This window comes from Janthinobacterium goodfellowi (assembly GCF_051380695.1).
Taxonomy (GTDB): Bacteria; Pseudomonadota; Gammaproteobacteria; order Burkholderiales; family Burkholderiaceae_D; genus Janthinobacterium.
This window is the reverse complement of record NZ_JBNYXN010000001.1, coordinates 694899-713914: the sequence shown is the minus strand read 5'-3', so window position 1 is coordinate 713914 and position 19016 is coordinate 694899. Positions and strand designations below refer to the sequence as shown.

At 62.8% G+C, this 19016-nt stretch carries 14 protein-coding genes and 1 tRNA gene; 6 read left to right on the top strand and 9 right to left on the bottom strand.

Annotation, left to right across the window (positions count from 1 at the left end; translation table 11 throughout):
• The first annotated feature begins 67 nt into the window (after positions 1–67).
• From ACQ4WQ_RS03195 to ACQ4WQ_RS03185, 3 genes are read left to right on the top strand one after another with little or no spacing between them, the layout of a single operon-like run.
• The gene (locus ACQ4WQ_RS03195; RefSeq protein ID WP_436494624.1) at positions 68–571 is read left to right on the top strand and encodes a phage tail protein; all 504 of its coding nucleotides are present in this window, start codon (positions 68–70) and stop codon (positions 569–571) included.
• Positions 572–601: 30 nt separating this feature from the next.
• The gene (locus ACQ4WQ_RS03190) at positions 602–1135 is read left to right on the top strand and encodes a phage tail protein (protein WP_436494622.1); all 534 of its coding nucleotides are present in this window, start codon (positions 602–604) and stop codon (positions 1133–1135) included.
• Positions 1136–1183: 48 nt separating this feature from the next.
• Complete coding sequence (locus ACQ4WQ_RS03185; protein WP_436494620.1) at positions 1184–1717, top strand: phage tail protein; 534 nt, start codon at positions 1184–1186, stop codon at positions 1715–1717.
• Between the two features lie 84 nt (positions 1718–1801).
• Here the strand turns inward: ACQ4WQ_RS03185 and ACQ4WQ_RS03180 are convergent, their stop codons facing one another.
• From ACQ4WQ_RS03180 to ACQ4WQ_RS03170, 3 genes are all read right to left on the bottom strand, one after another.
• On the bottom strand, positions 1802–2095 hold the full coding sequence (locus ACQ4WQ_RS03180) for a DUF6916 family protein (RefSeq protein ID WP_326459995.1): 294 nt from the start codon (positions 2093–2095) through the stop codon (positions 1802–1804).
• A 180-nt stretch (positions 2096–2275) separates the two neighbouring features.
• On the bottom strand, positions 2276–4288 hold the full coding sequence (locus ACQ4WQ_RS03175) for a S9 family peptidase (RefSeq protein WP_436494618.1): 2013 nt from the start codon (positions 4286–4288) through the stop codon (positions 2276–2278).
• 247 nt (positions 4289–4535) lie between these two features.
• On the bottom strand, positions 4536–5936 hold the full coding sequence (locus ACQ4WQ_RS03170; RefSeq protein ID WP_436494616.1) for an aminotransferase-like domain-containing protein: 1401 nt from the start codon (positions 5934–5936) through the stop codon (positions 4536–4538).
• Between the two features lie 275 nt (positions 5937–6211).
• On the opposite strand from ACQ4WQ_RS03170, the gene ACQ4WQ_RS03165 reads away from it, so the two are divergent.
• Positions 6212–6457: a hypothetical protein gene (locus tag ACQ4WQ_RS03165; protein ID WP_326459998.1), complete on the top strand. Its 246-nt coding sequence runs from the start codon at positions 6212–6214 to the stop codon at positions 6455–6457.
• Between the two features lie 309 nt (positions 6458–6766).
• On the opposite strand, the gene ACQ4WQ_RS03160 is transcribed toward ACQ4WQ_RS03165, so the two are convergent.
• The 5 genes from ACQ4WQ_RS03160 to ACQ4WQ_RS03140 all read right to left on the bottom strand — a co-directional run bounded on the left by ACQ4WQ_RS03160 (position 6767) and on the right by ACQ4WQ_RS03140 (position 13474).
• A tRNA-Pro gene (locus tag ACQ4WQ_RS03160) sits at positions 6767–6843 on the bottom strand.
• Positions 6844–6945: 102 nt separating this feature from the next.
• Positions 6946–7560 carry a TetR/AcrR family transcriptional regulator gene (locus ACQ4WQ_RS03155; protein WP_070219162.1) on the bottom strand — a complete coding sequence of 205 codons (615 nt, stop codon included), beginning with the start codon at positions 7558–7560 and terminating at the stop codon, positions 6946–6948.
• 63 nt (positions 7561–7623) lie between these two features.
• Entirely contained in the window at positions 7624–9072 is a 1449-nt protein-coding gene (gene adeC, locus ACQ4WQ_RS03150; protein WP_326460000.1) for an AdeC/AdeK/OprM family multidrug efflux complex outer membrane factor, read from the bottom strand.
• A 1-nt stretch (position 9073) separates the two neighbouring features.
• On the bottom strand, positions 9074–12238 hold the full coding sequence (locus tag ACQ4WQ_RS03145) for an efflux RND transporter permease subunit (protein ID WP_326460001.1): 3165 nt from the start codon (positions 12236–12238) through the stop codon (positions 9074–9076).
• A 15-nt stretch (positions 12239–12253) separates the two neighbouring features.
• A complete protein-coding gene (locus tag ACQ4WQ_RS03140; protein ID WP_436494613.1) occupies positions 12254–13474 on the bottom strand; it encodes an efflux RND transporter periplasmic adaptor subunit in 1221 nt (406 codons plus the stop codon).
• Between the two features lie 420 nt (positions 13475–13894).
• Here ACQ4WQ_RS03140 and ACQ4WQ_RS03135 point away from each other — a divergent pair, with 420 nt between their 5' ends.
• Together ACQ4WQ_RS03135 and ACQ4WQ_RS03130 are read left to right on the top strand one after the other, a co-directional pair.
• Positions 13895–15409 (top strand): DUF7125 family protein, encoded by a 1515-nt coding sequence (locus ACQ4WQ_RS03135; RefSeq protein ID WP_436494611.1) that lies wholly within the window; start codon positions 13895–13897, stop codon positions 15407–15409.
• A gap of 8 nt (positions 15410–15417) precedes the next feature.
• A complete protein-coding gene (locus tag ACQ4WQ_RS03130) occupies positions 15418–16968 on the top strand; it encodes a hybrid sensor histidine kinase/response regulator (RefSeq protein ID WP_436494609.1) in 1551 nt (516 codons plus the stop codon).
• A gap of 3 nt (positions 16969–16971) precedes the next feature.
• Here the strand turns inward: ACQ4WQ_RS03130 and ACQ4WQ_RS03125 are convergent, their stop codons facing one another.
• Entirely contained in the window at positions 16972–18858 is a 1887-nt protein-coding gene (locus ACQ4WQ_RS03125) for an MFS transporter (RefSeq protein WP_436494607.1), read from the bottom strand.
• Between the last annotated feature and the right edge of the window lie 158 nt (positions 18859–19016).

Here is a 19016-nt window from a genome sequence, read left to right as displayed (position 1 = left end):
ATTTAGCATTTGATGACATTGCAACCGTGGGAGAGCGACGATGGCTGATGTATATCTGGGACAGATCATGATGAGCGGCTTCAATTTTGCGCCGAGAGGATTTGCAGCATGTAACGGGCAATTGCTGCCCATTACGCAGAATCAGGCGCTGTTTGCACTGTTGGGAACTGCGTATGGCGGCAATGGCACCACCACCTTCGCCTTGCCCAACCTGCAGGGCAGTACTCCTGTCGGTGCAGGCAATTCGGCGGACGGTTCCTGGCAACCCAGTCCCTATCCGATCGGCGCGCGCGCGGGTGCGGAAGCTATCACATTGACATTGACCCAGATTCCCGCGCATACGCATGCACTGAATGCCTCGACCACACCCGGCACCACGAAGAACCCGACCAACACGCTGTACGGCGGCAGCGGCGCGGAAGCCATCTATGGCTCGGCGGGGCCGCAAGTGACCTTGAACAGCCAGACCCTGGCTCAGACAGGCGGCAACCAGGCGCATAACAATATGCAACCATTTCAGGTGCTCAATTTCAGTATCGCCCTGAGCGGTATCTTCCCGTCGCGCAACTAACATGCCAGCCACTTCCCACGGAGCATAGTCATGACCACACCCTATGTCGGCGAAATCCGCCTGTTTTCCTTTCCCCGCATTCCTTCCGGCTGGTTTGCCTGCGACGGCAGCCTGAAACCGATCGCCGATAACGAAGTGCTGTACACCCTGCTGGGTACCACCTACGGCGGCGACGGCGTCAACACCTTTGCCGTACCCGACCTGCGCGGCCAGGTTCCGCTGCACCAGGGCACCGGCCCTGGCCTGTCCAATCGCGTGATGGGGCAAAAAGGCGGCAGCGAAACGGTGACCTTGCAGCAGACCCAGCTGCCCGCGCATACGCACGTGGTCAGTGCGATCAGCTCGCTGGCGACGGTGAATACGCCAGCGGCCAGCACACAACTGGCGGCCCCGGTCAATAACGACAAGATGTACACCAGCAGCCTGGCTGGCCTCACCACCTATGCATTGGCGCCGGCGGCGACGAGTACGATCGGCGGCAGCCAGGCGCATGAAAACACCATGCCAACCCTGACCGCATCATTTTGCATCGCATGGGCAGGCATTTACCCGTCCCAGCCATAGCAGCCGGCACGCAAGCACAGCCCATAAAATCGATCAGGAGAACCTACCGTGACATCACCGTACATTGGCGAAATACAAGTCTTCGGTTTCAATTTCACACCCTACGGGTGGGCCAGCTGTAACGGCGCCACCCTGCAGATACGCCAATACGCCGCGCTGTTTTCATTAATCGGCACGCAATATGGCGGCGATGGGGTCAACACCTTCCAGCTGCCCAACTTCACGGGACGCGCGCCCTGCGGCCAGGGACAAGGACCGGGACTCACCTCGCGCGTGATGGGCGAGACGTTCGGCACCAACACGGTCCAGCTGGACGCCACGCAGATCCCTGCGCACACCCATCAACTGACATTGAGCCGCCAGACCAATGCCAGCCTGCAGCGCAACGTGCCGCAAACGGGCGATGGCCTCACCAGCATCACCGGTACGAACGCCTTCGTGCCGGCGACAACACCCAACGCCACGTTCGCGCCACAGGCCGTCGCTTCGGCGGGCGGCGGGCAGGCGCACGAAAACCGCCAGCCCATGCTGGCGCTGAATTTCTGCATCGCCCTGCAAGGCGAGTTTCCTGCATTTGATTGATACTTGAACGGGTGCATGGGCGGCGCCAGCGTGGCGCCTGCCTGGCCCTGCCTGTCCCCGCGTCTGTGCCCTTCGGCAACACGCTCAGTTGAACACCGCCTGATACAGAAAACCGTCGCTGTCACGCGCCACGGGCACCAGGAAAATGCCCACTTCGCCCAACGCATCATGCTGCAGTTGAAAGATTTTTTGGCTGAAGAGGATGGGGGAACGATTGTGGAACACCAAGCTGAACGGCGCGCGCAGCATGCCCTCCAGCGTGGCGGACTGCAAGGGACGCACCTCCTTCAGGATGAAAGCGGCATTCCCGTCGCTGATCGCGGCAAATGTATCGTTGACGCACGTGGCGAAGTGTTCCAGAGTCAATACATTCATCATTGCAGGTAGTCCATTCCGTGAACGCTGTGATTGAAGCAATGATTTATTCTAATGCAAGCATTGCCGCTCTGGCACAGCTTTTGACATGAACTTCTCCCCACCTGCGCCCGGCAGCAATGCGGCGGCACGGGCCATCAAGCCCGGCCGCCAGCACTGCAACTGCCATGCGGCTTTCGCTACCTAGCGCATCGCCTCCTGCAAGCCCGGCGCAAACTCGGCGCCATGCTTGACCTGCGCGGTGGACGCCTTCAGGGTGGCGCCGATCGGCTCGGCGCGGCCAGCCAGGCATTGGCCCAGGAAGTTTTCCGTCACGGCATTGAAAGCGATATTGTTGACGGGCCGCGCAAAGCCATGGCCCTCGTCGGGGAACAGCACATACGTGACGGGAATATTCTTCGCCGCCATGGCCGCCACGATCTGGTCCGACTCCGCCACGTTGACGCGCGGGTCGTTCGCGCCCTGGCCGATCAGCAGCGGGCGCTGGATGTTCTGCGCAAAGTTCAGCGGCGAGCGTTCCTTCAGCAGCGCCCTGCCCTCTTCCGTGGTCGGGTCGCCCATGCGCTTGTAGAACTGCTGCTTGCCCGCTTCCCAGTACGGCGGTATGGTTTGCAGCAAGGTAAACAGGTTCGACGGGCCGACGATGTCGACGCCGCAGGCAAACGTCGTCGGCGTGAACGCCATGCCAGCCAGGGTGGCGTAGCCGCCGTACGAGCCGCCCATGATGGCCACCTTGTCGGCGCTCGTCACGCCGCTCTGCACGGCCCATTGCACCGCGTCGAGCAAATCGTCATGCATCTTGCGGCCCCACTGCAGGTCGCCGGCCGAGATGAATTGCTTGCCGAAGCCCGTCGAGCCCCGGTAGTTCACCGACAGCACGGCATAGCCGCGATTGGCCAGCCACTGGTGGTAGCCGTTGTAGCCATAGGTGTCGCGCGCCCACGGGCCGCCGTGCACCAGCAGCACCATCGGCACCGCCTGCGTGGCCTTGCCGCCGGCGCCCGCCTTCGACGCCTGCGGCAGGGTCAGGTAAGACACCAGGTTCAGGCCGTCTCGCGCCTTGATCTGCTGCGGATACATGGGCACCAGCGGCGCGCCTTCCAGTTCCGGACGCGTCACGTACAGCTGCGTGAGCTTTTTGGTCTTGCGCTCGTACAGCCAGCTCGATGGCGGCGCCGTGACGGCGTCGACATTCACCAGCCATTTATCGTCGGCATCGGTGCGCGACGTCACCGTGAACTGGCCCTGGGTATTTTTCTTCAGGAAAGCCAGGTCGGCTTTCAGGTCGTCCACCAGCGGCAGATATTCCTGCTGCAGGTAATTGACCGTATAGGCCTGCACCCGGCCCGTGCGCGTGTCGTACAGCGCATCGGCGATGTCGGCGCGCGGGTCTTGCGCCATGACCGTGGTCTTGCCGCTGGCCACGTCCTGCGCCAGCAGCGCCGAGGTATTGCGGCCGCGCGAATCGGTCCAGTACAAGGTCTTGCCGTCGACCGTAAACGCCAGCGGCGCCGTCGTCTGCGAGTCTTCCAGAGCGACTTCGGTCAGCGGCGTGCTCTCGACCTTGCCGTCCGTCAGGCGGAAATACTGCATGCCGCCATCGGCGCGCGCCTTGCTGGCGATACGCAGATTGAGCAATTCATCGGCCAGGTAGCCGCCATAACCATCGTTCTGCTGCACCAGGGTCAGCTTGCCGCTGGCCAGGTCCAGGCTGTACACGTCGTGCCAGCGCGCATCGCGGTTATTGATGCCGACGAGGATGCGGTCCCTGACCTTGCTGCTGATCTGGACGATACGCACGCGCGTCTTCTCGAACGGCGTGTAATTGACCTGCTTGCCGGTCGCCACGTTCACCCCGTACAACAGGAAATTCTCGTCGCCGCCCTTGTCCTGGATGAACAGCAAGGTTGTCGAGTCGGGCGACCAGAAGCTGCCGCGGATGGGCCGTACCTTTTCATCCGTCAGCGGCCGCGCCTGCGCCAGGTCGCCGGCCGGCGCCACCCACACATTGAGCACACCATCGCGCGGCGCGATCCACGACAGCCAACGTCCATCGGGGCTGAGCTTGCCACCGGACTTGCTGGGATTGCCGAACAGCTTGGCCCGCTCGATCAGCGGCGTTTCCTTGACAGGGACTTGGGCATGCGCCGGCAGTACGCTGGCGAACAACAGGGCAGGCAGGACATAGCGAATCATGGACACCTCATGGTTGTTGAATGAAGGGAAAACATAATCATTGTGCACGTGCCAGTCCATCATAGGCGAAAGCCGTGCTGCCAGGTTGACGACAGCGACAGGGGACGACAATCGGGGGACAGGATGGCGAAAACGGGGGATGGCTGGCAGACAGACAAGACCACGGATACCTACATAAGAACGTGATTGCGGATGTTCCAAGATTCCCATGGCATTACCCTTGCTCGGGTATGCCCGCCCTGGACAATCAAACCACAGCAGCGCTGAACGACTCGGGCCGCTGCGCAAGCAAATGAGACAGCCGTTGAAGACCCGCCTGCAAGCGGCCACGGTCCTTGATGCACCCCAAAGAGATCCGGATGGCGTTCACCGATGCACTGCCCGTGGCGAAGGCCTCCGCCGGCGTGACCGCGATGCCGGAGCTGGCGGCTGCGCGCGCGAGCTGCGAGGAGTTCCAATATGCCGGCAACTCGAGCCATACATGCAGGCCGTCGCCACTGCCGCTGTAGCGCCCCGCCAGGATATCGCGCGCCATCCGGTGGCGCAGGCGCGCCTCGTTGCGTACGCCTTCCATCAATCCGTCAGCCGAACCGTCGAGTATCCACTGCGTGGCCAGTGCGGCCGTCAGAGGAGCGACCATCAGCGCAAAGGATCGTAGCGCGACCAGGAAACGTTCGCGTTCAATCGGGTCGCGCATCAGCACGAAGGCGACACGCAAGCCGGGCGTCAGGCATTTCGACAGGGTCGAGATGTAGACCACGTGTTCCGGGGCAAACGTGGCAATGGGCGGCGGCGGGGCATCGGCAAGGAGCCAGTAGGGGTCGTCCTCGACGATGCGTGCATTGCAGCGCTGCGCGACGCCGGCGAGCTCCTTGCGCCGGCGTTCCGGCATGGTGGCGGCGGTCGGGTTCTGCAAGGTCGGATTGAGGTAGATCAGCCCGGGCCGGTGCTGGCGGCACGCTTCCTCGAGCATCCCGGGCAGCATCCCATGCTGATCCGCTTCCACGGCAATGACGTGGCGGCCGAACTGGCTCGCCGCGGCACGCAAGCCGGGATAACTCGTCGGTTCCGCCAGGATCACATCGCCAGGCTCCGTCAGCGCAAGGATCAATGCGGCGATCGCCGCCTGCGCGCCCGGACAGACCACAAGCTGCCGAAAATCCAGGTATCCGAACATCGGTGCCAGCCAATGGGCTCCAGCCTTGCGGTCGGAGTCGCTTCCCCCGCCCAGGTGGTAAGTCATCAGCAATTCATTATCGGCCCGCATCAAGACCTGCGACAAACCTTGTTTCAACATATCGTCGAAGTCCACGCCCTCCGGCGGTGGCGGGGTGTTCATGCTCAGGTCGAGGATAGCGGTCAATTCGACTTTCGGCGCCGCGACATACGTGCCCCGGGCACCGCGTCCCTCCAGCAAGTGGCGGCGCCGGGCTTCGTCGTATGCGCGCGTGATCGTCGTCAGGTCGACGCCCAGCTGTGCTGCCAGCTGGCGCTGCGTCGGCAGGCGCTCACCCGGCTTCACCGATCCGTCTGCCACCGCCGCCTGCAAGGCATCGGCAATCTGCAAGAAACGTGGCCCTTTGTTCCCTGCCAAGCGCGGCAACCAGATAGTCAAATGTTCATCTTGTATGGTTTTCAACTGGGACATTTTGTCTCAATGTATGGAAATTGTTTTCAATTAGTATGCATCATAACGTGCAGCAACACCATCCTTGCATGGCAGTCGCTGACGTTTTCTCCTCTCTCGCGTGCATCATTCGGCAAATCACGGCGCTCGATGCCATGCTTATTTCATAGTAGATATAATGAAAGAGTCAAACAGGATGCCTGGGAGATGGTGTGAACAGAAGCTGCTGAAGCAGCGTGTTGAGGTAGTGCTCCTCACGATAGATAGTGTCAAGTAATAGACTGGAAATACGCAAAATGATCGATTGGACCCCCATAGTCTTCGTGACGTTCAAGGCTCTCGTGCTCGCCACGGGCATGTTCTTCGCCATCAAATGGCATTACGATCAAGGGAAGAAGGATAAGGACAAGGCGAAGCAGAATCGCGCGGTGCTGCGCGCGAGCGGCAAGGTGGTGAGCATCTTCGCGCTATTGCTGCTGGCCCTGGGGATCGTCACCTTCTTCGTCGTCAGGATGGTCGGTCTGGACATGACCCTGCCTTGACGGCAAGGAATACCGGCCGATATCCGCTGATGCGGCAGCAACTCCCCGCTGCGGCTCGGGCAGCTCGCCTGGCGTCCTGACGTCCCGTCATCGCCGCTTCCGCCTTTTGTTTGCCGACACAGCGGCAAGCCGTGGCGATCGCGCGCGCAGTTGGCGTTCTTCAACGCGACAGGCCGATAACGGACATCGGCACGCGGCAATGAAATCATACGTCACGTAAACGGAAAAACCCGGCACCGATATTAGACAATTATCTAATATACAGTGCCGGGTTTTGATACAGCTTGCGCTGTAACTCCTTGAATCTAATGGTCGGGGCGAGAAGATTCGAACTTCCGACCCCATGCACCCCATGCATGTACGCTACCAGGCTGCGCTACGCCCCGACGAGGTGGGAATTATAGCAGACGCTTTTAGGTTTTTGCCATGCTTTGCGCACGATTCATGTCGATCTGCGCAAACTTTTTTGCATGCCCCGCTCAAGCGCCCTATTCGCTCAGCAGCAGCGCCGTCAGGACGATGCGAAAGCCCGCGATCAGCGGTTCGACCTTCACGTCCGGATGATGAATGAAGCGCACGGGCAAACCCTGGTACAGCGCCACCAGGGCATCGAGGCGCCCCTGCAGCATTTCCTCGTCGGCCGGCAAGCCGCGCTTGATGCGCGCGTCGCGGATGATGGAGAGAAATAACTGGCGCGAACGCCGGTCCGAGCACTGCAGCATTTCCGCGATCGCCGGATTGCGCGACGCTTCGGCAAAGATTTCCAGCGGCATCATCCACGTGGTCGGGTCCAGCGCTTCGAGCACATGCTCGCCCGCATTGTCGATCACAGCCTGCAACGGATCTTCGCGCTGCGCCAGGTCCTGCATCAGGTTCGACACCCGCTCCGTATTCTGCATGACGAAGGCGGCGATGATCGCATCCTTGCTGTCAAAATAATTATAGATGTGGCCCGCGCTCATGCCGGCCGCCTTCGATATCTCGGCCATGCTGGCGCCGTGGAAACCGCGGCGGCTGAAGCAGCTTTCGGCCGCATCAAGCACCTGCTTGCGCCGCGTGTTGGCGCGCTCGGGATCCGGATGCTTCTTTTCAACTTGGTTCATGACTTTTCCAGTAGCGCGCCGGCCCTGCCCTTGCGGGCAAGGCCGGCGTCGGCGTCCCCGTGATTATTGGGCGCCGCCAGCCGCCGCGACGGCTGTCTGCTCAGGCTGCCAACCGCCGCCCAGCACCTTATACAAGGTGACCAGGTTGGTCGATTTGGCCAGGCGCGCCGTGATCAGGCTTTGCTGCGCGGTGTACAGCGCGCGCTGGGCCACCAGGGCGTTCAGGTAGGACTCGGCGCCCTGCTTGTAGCGCGCGTCGTGGATGGTGTAGCTCTTCGTCGACGCCTCGACCAGCGAGACCTGCGATTGCAGCCGCTCGTCGATGGTGCCGCGCTGGGCCAGCGCATCGGACACTTCACGGAAGGCGACCTGGATCGCCTTTTCGTATTGCGCCACGGAGATTTCACGCTGCACCTTGGCGATATCGAGGTTGGCGCGGTTCACGCCGCCATCGAAGATCGGCAAGCTGATCTGCGGCAGGAAACTCCAGGTGCCGCTGCCCGCCTTGAACAGGCCGGACAGGTTGTCGCTGACCGAACCGGCCGTGGCCGTCAGCGAAATGCGCGGGAAGAAGGCCGCGCGCGCCGCGCCGATGTTGGCGTTGGCGGCGCGCAAGGTGCGCTCCGCCGCCAGCACGTCGGGACGGCGTTGCAGCACGTCCGACGGCACGCCGGACGGAATGTCCGTCAGCGCCGTCACGGTGCCGAACTCGGCTGGCGGCAGCAGGTCGGCCGGCACGGGGCCGCCCACCAGCAAGACCAGCGCATTTTGATCCAGCGCAACCTGGCTCGTGTAGACAGCCACGTCGGAACGGGCCGACTCGACGCTGGTCTGGGCATCGTACTTGTCCAGGCCCGAGGTGGCGCCCGCGCTGAAGCGGCGCACGGCCAGGTCGTACGACGACTGCTGGCTCTTCAGGGTGTCCTGCGCCACGCGCAGACGCTGCTGGTCGGCCACCAGGTTCAGATAGGTGCTGGCCACTTCGGCCACCAGGCTGATTTGCTGTGCACGGCGTGCTTCTTCCGTGCCCAGGTATTGCTCCAGCGCGCTGTCGGACAGGCTGCGCACGCGGCCGAAGAAGTCCAGCTCGTAGGCCGATACGCCCAGGTTCGCCGTGTACTGGCGGTTGATGGACGCTTCGCCCGTGGGGCTGGCGTTTTTCGAAATGCGCGTGGCCGACTGGCCGCCCGACGCCGACAGGGTCGGGATCAGGGCGGCGCGTTCGATGCCGTACGTGGCGCGCGCCTTCTCGATGTTCAGGATCGAGACGCGCAGGTCGCGGTTGTTGGCCAGCGCCAGTTCCAGTACCTGGCGCAGGCGCGCATCGGCAAAGAACTCGCGCCAGGCGATGTCCGCCACCGGCTTGGCGTCGGCGGCGGCCGTGTCGGCCTTGTAGGAAGGGCCCGTCGGCCAGGCCGTGGGCGCCGGCGCCGCCGGACGCTCGTACGTGGGAGCCAGGCTGCAACCGGCCAGCAAGGCCAGCGCCGCCATGGAGAGTAGTGATTTTTTCATATTAATGTGCATCCTTGGAAAGCGTGACGGCTGGCGAACCAGGCGTCGCCGGCGTGGCGGGCGCGTCCGGCTTCGAGAAGAAGCCGCGCACCAGCACGAAGAACACCGGCACGAAGAAGATACCGAGGAACGTGGCCGTCAACATACCGCCCAGCACGCCGATACCGATGGCGTTCTGGCTGCCGGAACCGGCGCCGCTGGAAATGGCCAGTGGCAACACGCCCAGGCCGAAGGCAATCGAGGTCATCAGAATTGGACGCAGGCGCAGACGCACCGCATGCAAGGTCGCGTCCAGCAGCGACATGCCCGATTCCTGCATTTCCTTGGCAAATTCGACGATCAGAATCGCGTTCTTCGCCGACAGGCCCACCACCGTGAGCAAGCCCACCTGGAAGTACACGTCGTTCGACAGGCCGAACATCCACGTGCCGAGCACGGCGCCGATCACGCCCAGCGGCACGACCAGCAGCACGGAGAACGGAATCGACCAGCTCTCATACAGCGCGGCCAGGCACAGGAACACGATCAGCAGGGACAGCGCGTACAGCTGCGGCGTCTGCGAACCGGATTCGCGCTCTTCCAGCGACACGCCGGTCCAGCTCATGCCGATGCCAGGCGGCAGCTTGGCCACCATTTCTTCCATCGCGTTCATGGCGGCGCCCGTGCTCTGGCCCGGCGCCGGCGTGCCGAGGATCTCGACCGACGGCAAGCCTTCGTAGCGTTCCAGGCGTGGCGAAGCGTAGATCCACTTGCCGGTGGCAAAGGCCGAGAACGGCACCATCTGGCCGGCGGCATTGCGCACGAACCACTTGTTCAAGTCTTCCGGCAGCATGCGCGAACTGGCATCGCCCTGGATGAACACTTTCTTCACGCGACCACGGTCGAGGAAGTCGTTGACATAGGAACTACCCCAGCCCACGCTCAGCACGCGGTTGATTTCCGAGATCTGCAAGCCCAGCGCGGTGGCTTTCTGCTGGTCGATGTCGATCTTGTACTGCGGCGTATCTTCCTGGCCGTTCGGGCGCACGCCCACCATGACGGGGTTTTGCGACGCCATGCCCAGCAGCTGGTTACGTGCCGCCATCAGGGCGTCGTGGCCGACACCGCCGATATCCTGCAGTTGCATGTCGAAACCGGTGGCGTTACCCAGTTCCAGCACGGCGGGCGGCGCAAACGTAAACACCATCGCATCCTTGATCTGCAACAACTTGCCCATGGCGCGACCGGCCACGGCCGGCGCTTTCTGCGACACGTCCTTGCGCAGCGCCCAGTCTTTCAGGCGCACGAAGGCGATACCCGTGTTCTGGCCGTTACCGCCGAAGCTGAAACCGGCCACGGCAAACACGGAAGCGACGTTGTCTTTCTCGCTGTTCATGAAGTGGTCTTCGACCTGCTCGATCACTTTCAGGGTGCGCTCTTGCGTGGCGCCCGTCGGCAACTGAATCTGCGTAAACAGGATGCCCTGGTCTTCTTCCGGCAGGAACGAGGTCGGCAGGCGCATGAAGATGAACACGAGGCCGGCCAGCAACAGCACGTACAGCAGCATCGAGCGGGCGCGGTGCGTGATCATGGCGCCGACCCAGCCCTGGTATTTGTTGCTGCTGCTGTCGAAGCTGCGGTTGAACCAGCCGAAGAAGCCCTTGTTCGTCGCGTGGTGGCCCTTCTCTACCGGTTTCAGCAGGGTGGCGCACAAGGCTGGCGTAAACACCAGCGCGACGATGACCGACAGCACCATCGACGAGACGATCGTGATCGAGAACTGGCGGTAAATCACGCCCGTCGAACCGCCGAAGAAGGCCATCGGCACGAACACGGCCGACAGCACCATGGCGATACCAACCAGCGCGCCCGTGATCTGCGTCATGGACTTGCGCGTCGCTTCCAGCGGCGACAAGCCCTCTTCGCTCATCACGCGCTCGACGTTTTCCACCACCACGATCGCATCATCGACCAAGAGGCCGATGGCCAGCACCATGGCGAACATGGTCAAGGTGTTGATCGAATAACCGAACGCGTTCAGGATGCCGAAGGTACCGAGCAGCACGACCGGCACGGCCATGGTCGGGATCAGGGTGGCGCGGAAGTTTTGCAGGAACAGATACATCACCAGGAATACCAGGATGATCGCCTCGACCAGGGTTTTGACCACTTCTTCGATCGACAGTTTCACGAACGGGGTCGTGTCGAACGCCACCTGGTAGGTCATGCCTTCAGGGAATTGCTTGCTCAGCTTGCTCAGCATGGCTTTCGCCGCGTTGGCCGTGTCGAGCGCGTTGGCGCCCGTCGCCAGCTTGATTGCCACGCCCGTTGCCGCATGGCCGTTGTAGCGGGCCACGGTGTTGTAATTCTCGCGGCCCAGTTCCATGGTAGCCACGTCCTTCAGGTGCACCATGGCGCCGTCGGTGGTGGTTTTCAGCAAGATGGCGCCGAACTGCTCCACCGTTTGCAAACGGCTTTGCGCCGAGACGGTCGCGTTCAGCTGCTGGCCCTTGACGGACGGCGTGCCGCCCAGTTCACCGGCCGATACTTCCGCATTCTGCGCCTGCACGGCCGTGATCACGTCCGCCGGGGTCAGGTTGAAGCTTTGCAGCTTGGCCGGATTGAGCCAGATGCGCATCGCGTACTGCGAACCGAACAGGGTCACATCGCCCACGCCGGCGGCACGGCTGAGCGGATCGACGACGTTGGCGGCCACATAGTCGCTCAAGTCGGTCTGGTCCATCTTGCCGTTTTCGGAAATGAAGCCGAACACCATCAGGAAGTTCTTCGTCGCTTTCGACACGACGAGACCCTGTTGCGTGACAGCCGTCGGCAGCAGCGGCGTGGCCAGCTGCAGCTTGTTCTGTACCTGCACTTGGGCGATGTCAGGATTGGTGCCGCTGGTAAACGTCAAGGTGATGCTGATGCCGCCAGTCGCATCGCTCGACGACGCCATGTAGCGCAAGCCGTCGATACCCTTCATCTTTTGTTCGATGACCTGGGTGACCGCATCTTCCACGGTCTTGGCGGAAGCGCCAGGGTAGGAGCCGCTGATCGAAATCGACGGCGGGGCGATGCTCGGGTACTGCGCAATCGGCAGGCTGAGGATCGAAATCACGCCGGCAAGCATGATGACGATCGCAACCACCCAGGCAAAAATCGGGCGGTCAATGAAAAAACGGGCCATTAATATTCTCCTGAATTAGTGGGCGCTGGCAGCCGATGCGGCGGCAGAAGCGGCAGCGGCGGGCGCGGGCGCAGGAGCAGCTTCGGCCTTGGCCGGCACGGCAACGGCTGGCGCGCCTGGCTTGACTTTTTGCAAGCCTTCCACGATCACGCGGTCGCCTGCGGCCAGGCCGGACGTCACCAGCCAGTTGGTGCCGACGGTGCCGCTGGTGGTCAGCACGCGCTGCTCGACCTTGTTTTCCTTGTTCAGGATCAGGGCGGTGGCCTGGCCCTTCTGGTTGCGCGTCACGCCCACTTGCGGCACGGTGATGGCTTTTTCATCGACGCCCGTTTCCAGCTGCGCACGCACGTACATGCCTGGCAGCAATTCGCCTTTCGGGTTCGGGAACAGCGCGCGCAAGACCACGTTGCCGGTGGTCGGATCGACCGTCACGCCGGCAAACTGCAGCTTGCCCGATGCGCCGTACTTGCTGCCGTCCGGCAGGATCAGGTCGACCTTGGCCTGGCCTTCGCCCACTTTCTTCAGCGAGCCGTCGGCCATCTGGCGTTTCAGGCGCAGCAGGTCGGTGCTCGACTGGGTCACATCGACATAGATCGGATCGAGTTGCTGCACGGTGGTCAGCGCTTCGGCCTGGCCCGCCGTGACCAGCGCGCCGGCCGTCACGGTCGAGCGGCTGGTGCGGCCGCTGATCGGCGCCGTCACGGTGCTGTAGCGCAGGTTGATGTTCGCCGATTCCAGTGCCGCGGTGGCGGACTCGACGTCTGCCTTCGCTTGCTCGAACGCGGCGACAGCATCATCGTACTCTTGACGGCTGACGCCTTCGATGGCCACCAGTTCCTTGTAGCGCGACGCTTTCGGACCGGCCGTCAGCAGGTTGGCCTTGGCTTTCGACAGCGCGGCCTTGGCCGAGTTGTAGGCGGCCTGGTAGGTGGCCGGGTCGATCTGATACAGGGCCGTGCCCGCTTTCACATCGCTACCCTCGACGAACAGGCGCTTCTGGATCAAGCCGCCGACTTGCGGGCGCACATCGGCGACCTGGTAGGCATTCGTGCGGCCGGGCAATTCGGCGCTCATCGGCAACGCGGCCGGATTAACAGTAAACACGACCACCTGCGGCGCTTGCTGCGCGTGAGGTGCTTCCTGTTTTTTACTGCAGCCGGCCATGATTACAGAGGCGCACAGAACGGCAATAGCGCCGCTCGTACGCGGCGACGTCAGGGAAAAGGTTGGTTGCATCTTGGACTTTCTGAAAAAGAAGCTGGCTAGTGTCGTTAGAAATGACTAAATTTATTAACGCAGATCAAAGAATGAACGATCATTCTAAAATCGTCAAGCAGCGTTACAATTGAAACAAAGTAACCTTTAAGCGTTTTTTGTTGCTAATGATGCAATTAAATGGCGACAACAACAGCAGGCGCGCGCCAGCAGGATCCATCGAAATACAGGCTGGCGGCGGCAAAACGGCAAAGCGGGAGAGTTGGATTGAGTGAATACTTTAGCAGGGTAAAGATTTCTTTGCTGAATCTGCCAACAAGTGTGCAACATTGCCGGCCCCCGCTGGCATGGCGGCCGTGATTATTTACCAATGGTATCGAAAAGACATGCTGCGGCGGACGCGCTAATATATTGACCACAGCGTGGCGAAGCGAGGACGCGATGACGACAGCACAGGCGCAAGGAAAGGCGCAAGACGATGGCGCGGGCGGCCTGGACGCGCCGCCACTGCTGTCGACGGGCGTCGCTGGTCTCGACACCATACTGAGTGGAGGCCTGCTACCCGAGCGCCTGTACCTGCTCGAAGGCGTGCCAGGCACAGGCAAGACCACCCTGGCGCTGCAGTTTCTGGCCGAAGGGGCGCGCCACGGCACGCCCGTGCTGTATATCGCCCTGGCCGAATCCGAAATCGAGCTGCGCGGCGCCGCCCTGTCGCATGGCTGGGACCTGGCCGGCATCGCCATCGAAGAGGTGGCGCCCAGCGACGACATGCTCGACCCCGAGCGCCAGTACACGATCTTCCACCCGTCGGAAATCGAACTGGCCTCGACCAACCAGCGCATCCTGGCCGCCATCGAAAAGCACCGCCCGGCCCGCCTCGTGCTCGATTCGCTGTCCGAACTGCAACTGCTGGCGGAAAACCCCTTGCGCTACCGGCGCCAGGTCGTGGCGTTGAAACAATACCTGGCCAGCCGGCACTGCACCACCGTGCTGATCGATGACCGTTCCGCGCTGGACGATGGCTTGCAAGTGCGTAGCGTGGCCCATTGCGTCATTTCGCTGGAGCTGCAAAACCAGGCGTATGGCAATGACCGGCGCCGCGTGCGGGTGGTGAAATACCGGGGCGTGCCGTTTCGCAGCGGCACGCACGATTACAAGATCGCCGCCGAGGGCCTGGTCGTCTATCCGCGCCTGGTGGCGGCCGATACGCGCCGCGACGGCGACCATCGGCGCCTGTCGAGCGGCGTGCCTGAGCTGGACGCCATGATAGGCGGCGGCCTGGAAGAAGGCATGAGCACGCTCATTTCCGGCCCCGCCGGCAGCGGCAAGTCCACCCTGGCGGCGCAATTCGTGCACGCGGCAACAAAGCGCGGCGAACCGTGCGCCATGTTCCTGTTCGAGGAAGCGCGCAGCAAGCTGCTGAACCGGACCGACAACGTGGGCATGCGCCTGCAGGCGGCGCTCGACACCGGGCTGCTTTCGGTGCAGCAAGTCGACCCGGCCGAGCTGACCCCCGGCGAATTCGCCCAGGCCGTGGTCGACGCGGCCGAAAGAGGTGCAAAGGTGATCGTCATCGATAGCCTGAACGGCTACATGCACGCCGTACCCGACGAGCGCTTCCAGAGCACCTATCTGCACGAACTGCTCAATTACCTGAGCCAGCGCGGCGTGGCCACCCTGCTCGTCGGGGTGCAGCAGAACATGCTGGGCACCTCGATGACGACGGCGGCCGACGCCAGCTACCTGGCCGACAGCGTCATCATGCTGCGCTACTACGAAGCGGAAGGCGAGGTGCGGCAAGCCATTTCCGTCTTCAAGAAGCGCGGCAGCGCGCACGAACGCAGCATCCGCCCTTTCCAGATCAGCCCGCAAGGCATCCGCATCGGCCCGCCCCTGGCCGGCTTTCACGGCATCCTGTCGGGCTTGCCCACCATCGGCGGCACGCCTTTCCCCTAGGACTCATCATGGAGCAGCGCATCCTGATCTACGCGCCTGACGGCCAGGATGCCGCCCTGGCCGGCAAGGTACTGGCGGGCAGCGCCATCGCCAGCCATGCCTGCGCCTCCCCGGACGCACTGGCCGAACAGCTGGCGCTGGGCGCCGGCGGCGTGCTGACGGTGGAAGAGGCGCTGCATGCGGGGGTCTACGCCGTGCTCGACGCTTATGCCCGGCAGCAGCCGGACTGGTCCGACTTGCCCATCATCCTGCTGACGCACGCGGGACTCGATTCCCTGCCCGTGCGGCAGGCTATCTCCACCCTGGGCAACCTGACCCTGCTGGAACGCCCCGTGCACATCCTGACCCTGATCACCTCGGCGCACGCCATGCTGCGCGCGCGCCGGCGCCAGTACCAGTTGCGCGAGACGCAGCGGCGCAAGGACGAATTCCTTGCCAGCCTCGGCCATGAACTGCGCAATCCGCTGGCGCCCATCAAGTCGTCGGTGGCCGTGCTCAAGCACCTGTATCCGGCATCGGCGCAGGTCGGCAAGGTGAGCGACGTGATCGAGCGCCAGGTGACGCACCTGACGCGGCTGGTGGACGACTTGCTCGACGTGGCGCGCATCACCAGCGGCAAGGTCCTGCTGCAGCGCAAGGAGTTTAAGTTACAGCAAGTGCTCGAGCATGTCATCGAACTATGCCAGCCCGCGGCCAGCAGCCGGCACATCCGCATCACCGTCGATCTCCCGCCGCATGCCGTGACCTTGCACGCCGACTATGCCCGGGTGGTGCAGATCTTTGCCAATATCGTCTCGAATGCCGTGAAATTCACGCCGGACGGCGGCCGCATCCACATTGCGGCCCAGCTGGCGCAAGGCCAGTTGCAGGTAACGATCGAAGACAATGGCATCGGCATCGCCCCGGATGCCATCGCGCGCATCTTTTCCATGTTTGAACAGGGGCCCACGGTGGCGGGCCAGATGGCCAGCGGCCTGGGCATTGGCTTGAGCCTGGCGCGGCAATTTGCCGAGATGCATGGCGGCAGCATCGAGGCCTGCAGCGACGGCCCCGGGCTGGGCAGCCGCTTCATCGTCACCTTGCCGGCCAGCGCTGGCGGCGCCCCGGCCGCCACGCCGGCCACGCCAGACGCCGCCGGCAGCGACACGCCCGCCAGCACCGGCCCGCCGGTGCAAGTGCTGGTGGTGGACGACAACCGCGACGCGGCCGATGCCTTGCAAAGCCTGTTCCAGCTCGAAGGCTATGCCGCCAGCGTCGCGTATGGCGGCGCGCAGGCGCTGGCGGCCGTCGAATTGGCGTGGCCGCAACTGGTCGTGACGGACCTGGGCATGCCGGACATGGATGGCTACGAAGCGGCGCGCCAGATCCGCCAGCGCGCGCAGGGGCGCGACGTGCTGATGATCGCCTTGACGGGCTGGGGCCAGGGCGAGGCACGCGCGCGCACGGAGCAAGCCGGTTTCGACCATCACCTGACGAAACCCGTGGATTTCGACGCCATCGCCGCCCTGCTGCGCGCGCACCTGGCGCGGCAGAAAGGGACGGCTACGCCAACGCCATAACGCTTATTTCCACTTGCCGCGCAATTCCTGCACCTTTTGCTGCAGCAGTTCCGGCGTGGCGGCCTCGGGCGCCACGGGCATGCCGACAGCCAGCGACAGACGCGAGCGCAAGCCCGCCTTGAAGGCGCGTTCGAACAAATGGCCGTTGCGATGGCTCAACAGGTGGCCCCACAAGCCGCGCAGCGCCAGCGGAATTACGGGCACCTTGCTGCGCTCGACGATCTTGGCGATGCCGCCCTTGAATTCGCTGATCTGGCCCGTGCGCGTCAACTTGCCTTCGGGGAAGATGCAGACGAGTTCGCCTTCATGCAGCGCTTGCGCGATATCGATGAAGGCCTTTTCCATGAGGAATGGATCTTCCTTGGCCGGCGCGATGGGAATCGCCTTGGCCGTGCGGAAAATCCAGCCCATCAGCGGCATCTTGAAGATGCGGTGGTCCATGACGAAGCGGATGGGACGGGGGCTGGCCGCCATGATGACGATGGCGTCCACGTAGCTGACGTGGTTGCAAACCAGCACGGCCGCGCCTTCCGCGGGGATGCGCTCGCCATCGACCACTTTGACCCGGTGCACGGTCTGGATGAGTATCCACGCGAGGAAGCGCATGAGGAATTCCGGCACCAGCGAGAAGATGTAGGCGGCCACCAGCGCATTCAGAATCGCCGTGACGAGGAACAGCTGGGGTATGGTGAAGCCTCGTCCCAGCAGCACGATGGCCACGCCGGCGGCCGCCACCATGAACAGGGCGTTCAGGATATTCATGCCGGCAATGGTGCGCGAAATGTGTTTCGGGTCGCAGCGCGTCTGGATCAGCGCGAACAGGGGCACGATGAAAAAGCCGCCGAACACGCCGATCATGACGATATCGATCAAAATGCGCGGCACGCCCGCCTGGCCCACAAACGCCAGCGCGTCGACCACTTGCGTATTCGCATATGCATTGCTGGCGAAATACAGGTCGATGCCGAACAGCGACAGGCCGATGGAGCCGAACGGCACCAGGCCGATCTCGATCTTGTGGCCCGACAGCCGTTCGCACAGCAGGGAACCCGTGCCGATGCCGACGGAAAACACGGTCAGCAGCAGCACAAACACGCTGTGGTCGCCATGCAGGAAATCCTTCGAATACACGGGGAACTGGGCCAGGATCAGGGCGCCGTAAAACCAGAACCAGGAGTTGCCCAGCATGGCCAGGAAGACGGGACGGTTCTTGCGCGAAAAATTCAGGTTGCGCAACGATTCGGCGACAAAATTCAAACTCACCTTCAAGTCCGGCTCCGGCGCGGGCGTGCGCGGCACGCGGTAGCTGGCGATCAGGCCGAAGACGGCCACGGCGATCGTCGCGCCAGCCACCAGTTCCACGCCCAGCGGCTTGTGGACGATCAAGACGGCGCCGAGGATTTCACCGAGCAAGATGCCGACGAAGGTGCCCATCTCGATCAGGCCATTGCCGCCGACCAATTCCTCGGGTTTGAGCTGCTGCGGCAGATACGCATACTTGACGGGACCGAACAGGGTTGAATGCACGCCCATGCCGACCACGGCGGCCACCAGCAGCCATAGCGTGTGCGTCATCCAGCCGGCGGCGGCCACGGCCATGATGGCCAGCTCCATCCATTTGACGAAACGCGCCAGGCCCGCCTTTTCGAATTTATCTGCCAGCTGGCCCGCCGTGGCCGAAAACACGACGTAGGGCAGGATGAACAGGCCGGGTATCAAATTGGTGATGGTGGACGGGTCGAGCGTGGTCCAGCTTAGCGCATCGTAGGCGAGGATCACCATCAGGGCCGTCTTGAACAGATTGTCGTTGAAGGCGCCAAAGAACTGGGTCCAGAAGAAGGGCCCGAAACGGCGCTGCGACAATAAGGAAAACTGGCTGCTTTGACTCATGGCATGGGGAACCGGCAATTAAGGAATTGCTAAAATACAGCACTATCTTGCGCGCGACAATCTGAATGTCGTCATCTTGCTTGGCGTCAATACGGAAAACAGCCTGCCACGCCATGCTGGCCATGTCTTCCTGATTCCGCCCCGGTACTTGCCCTGAC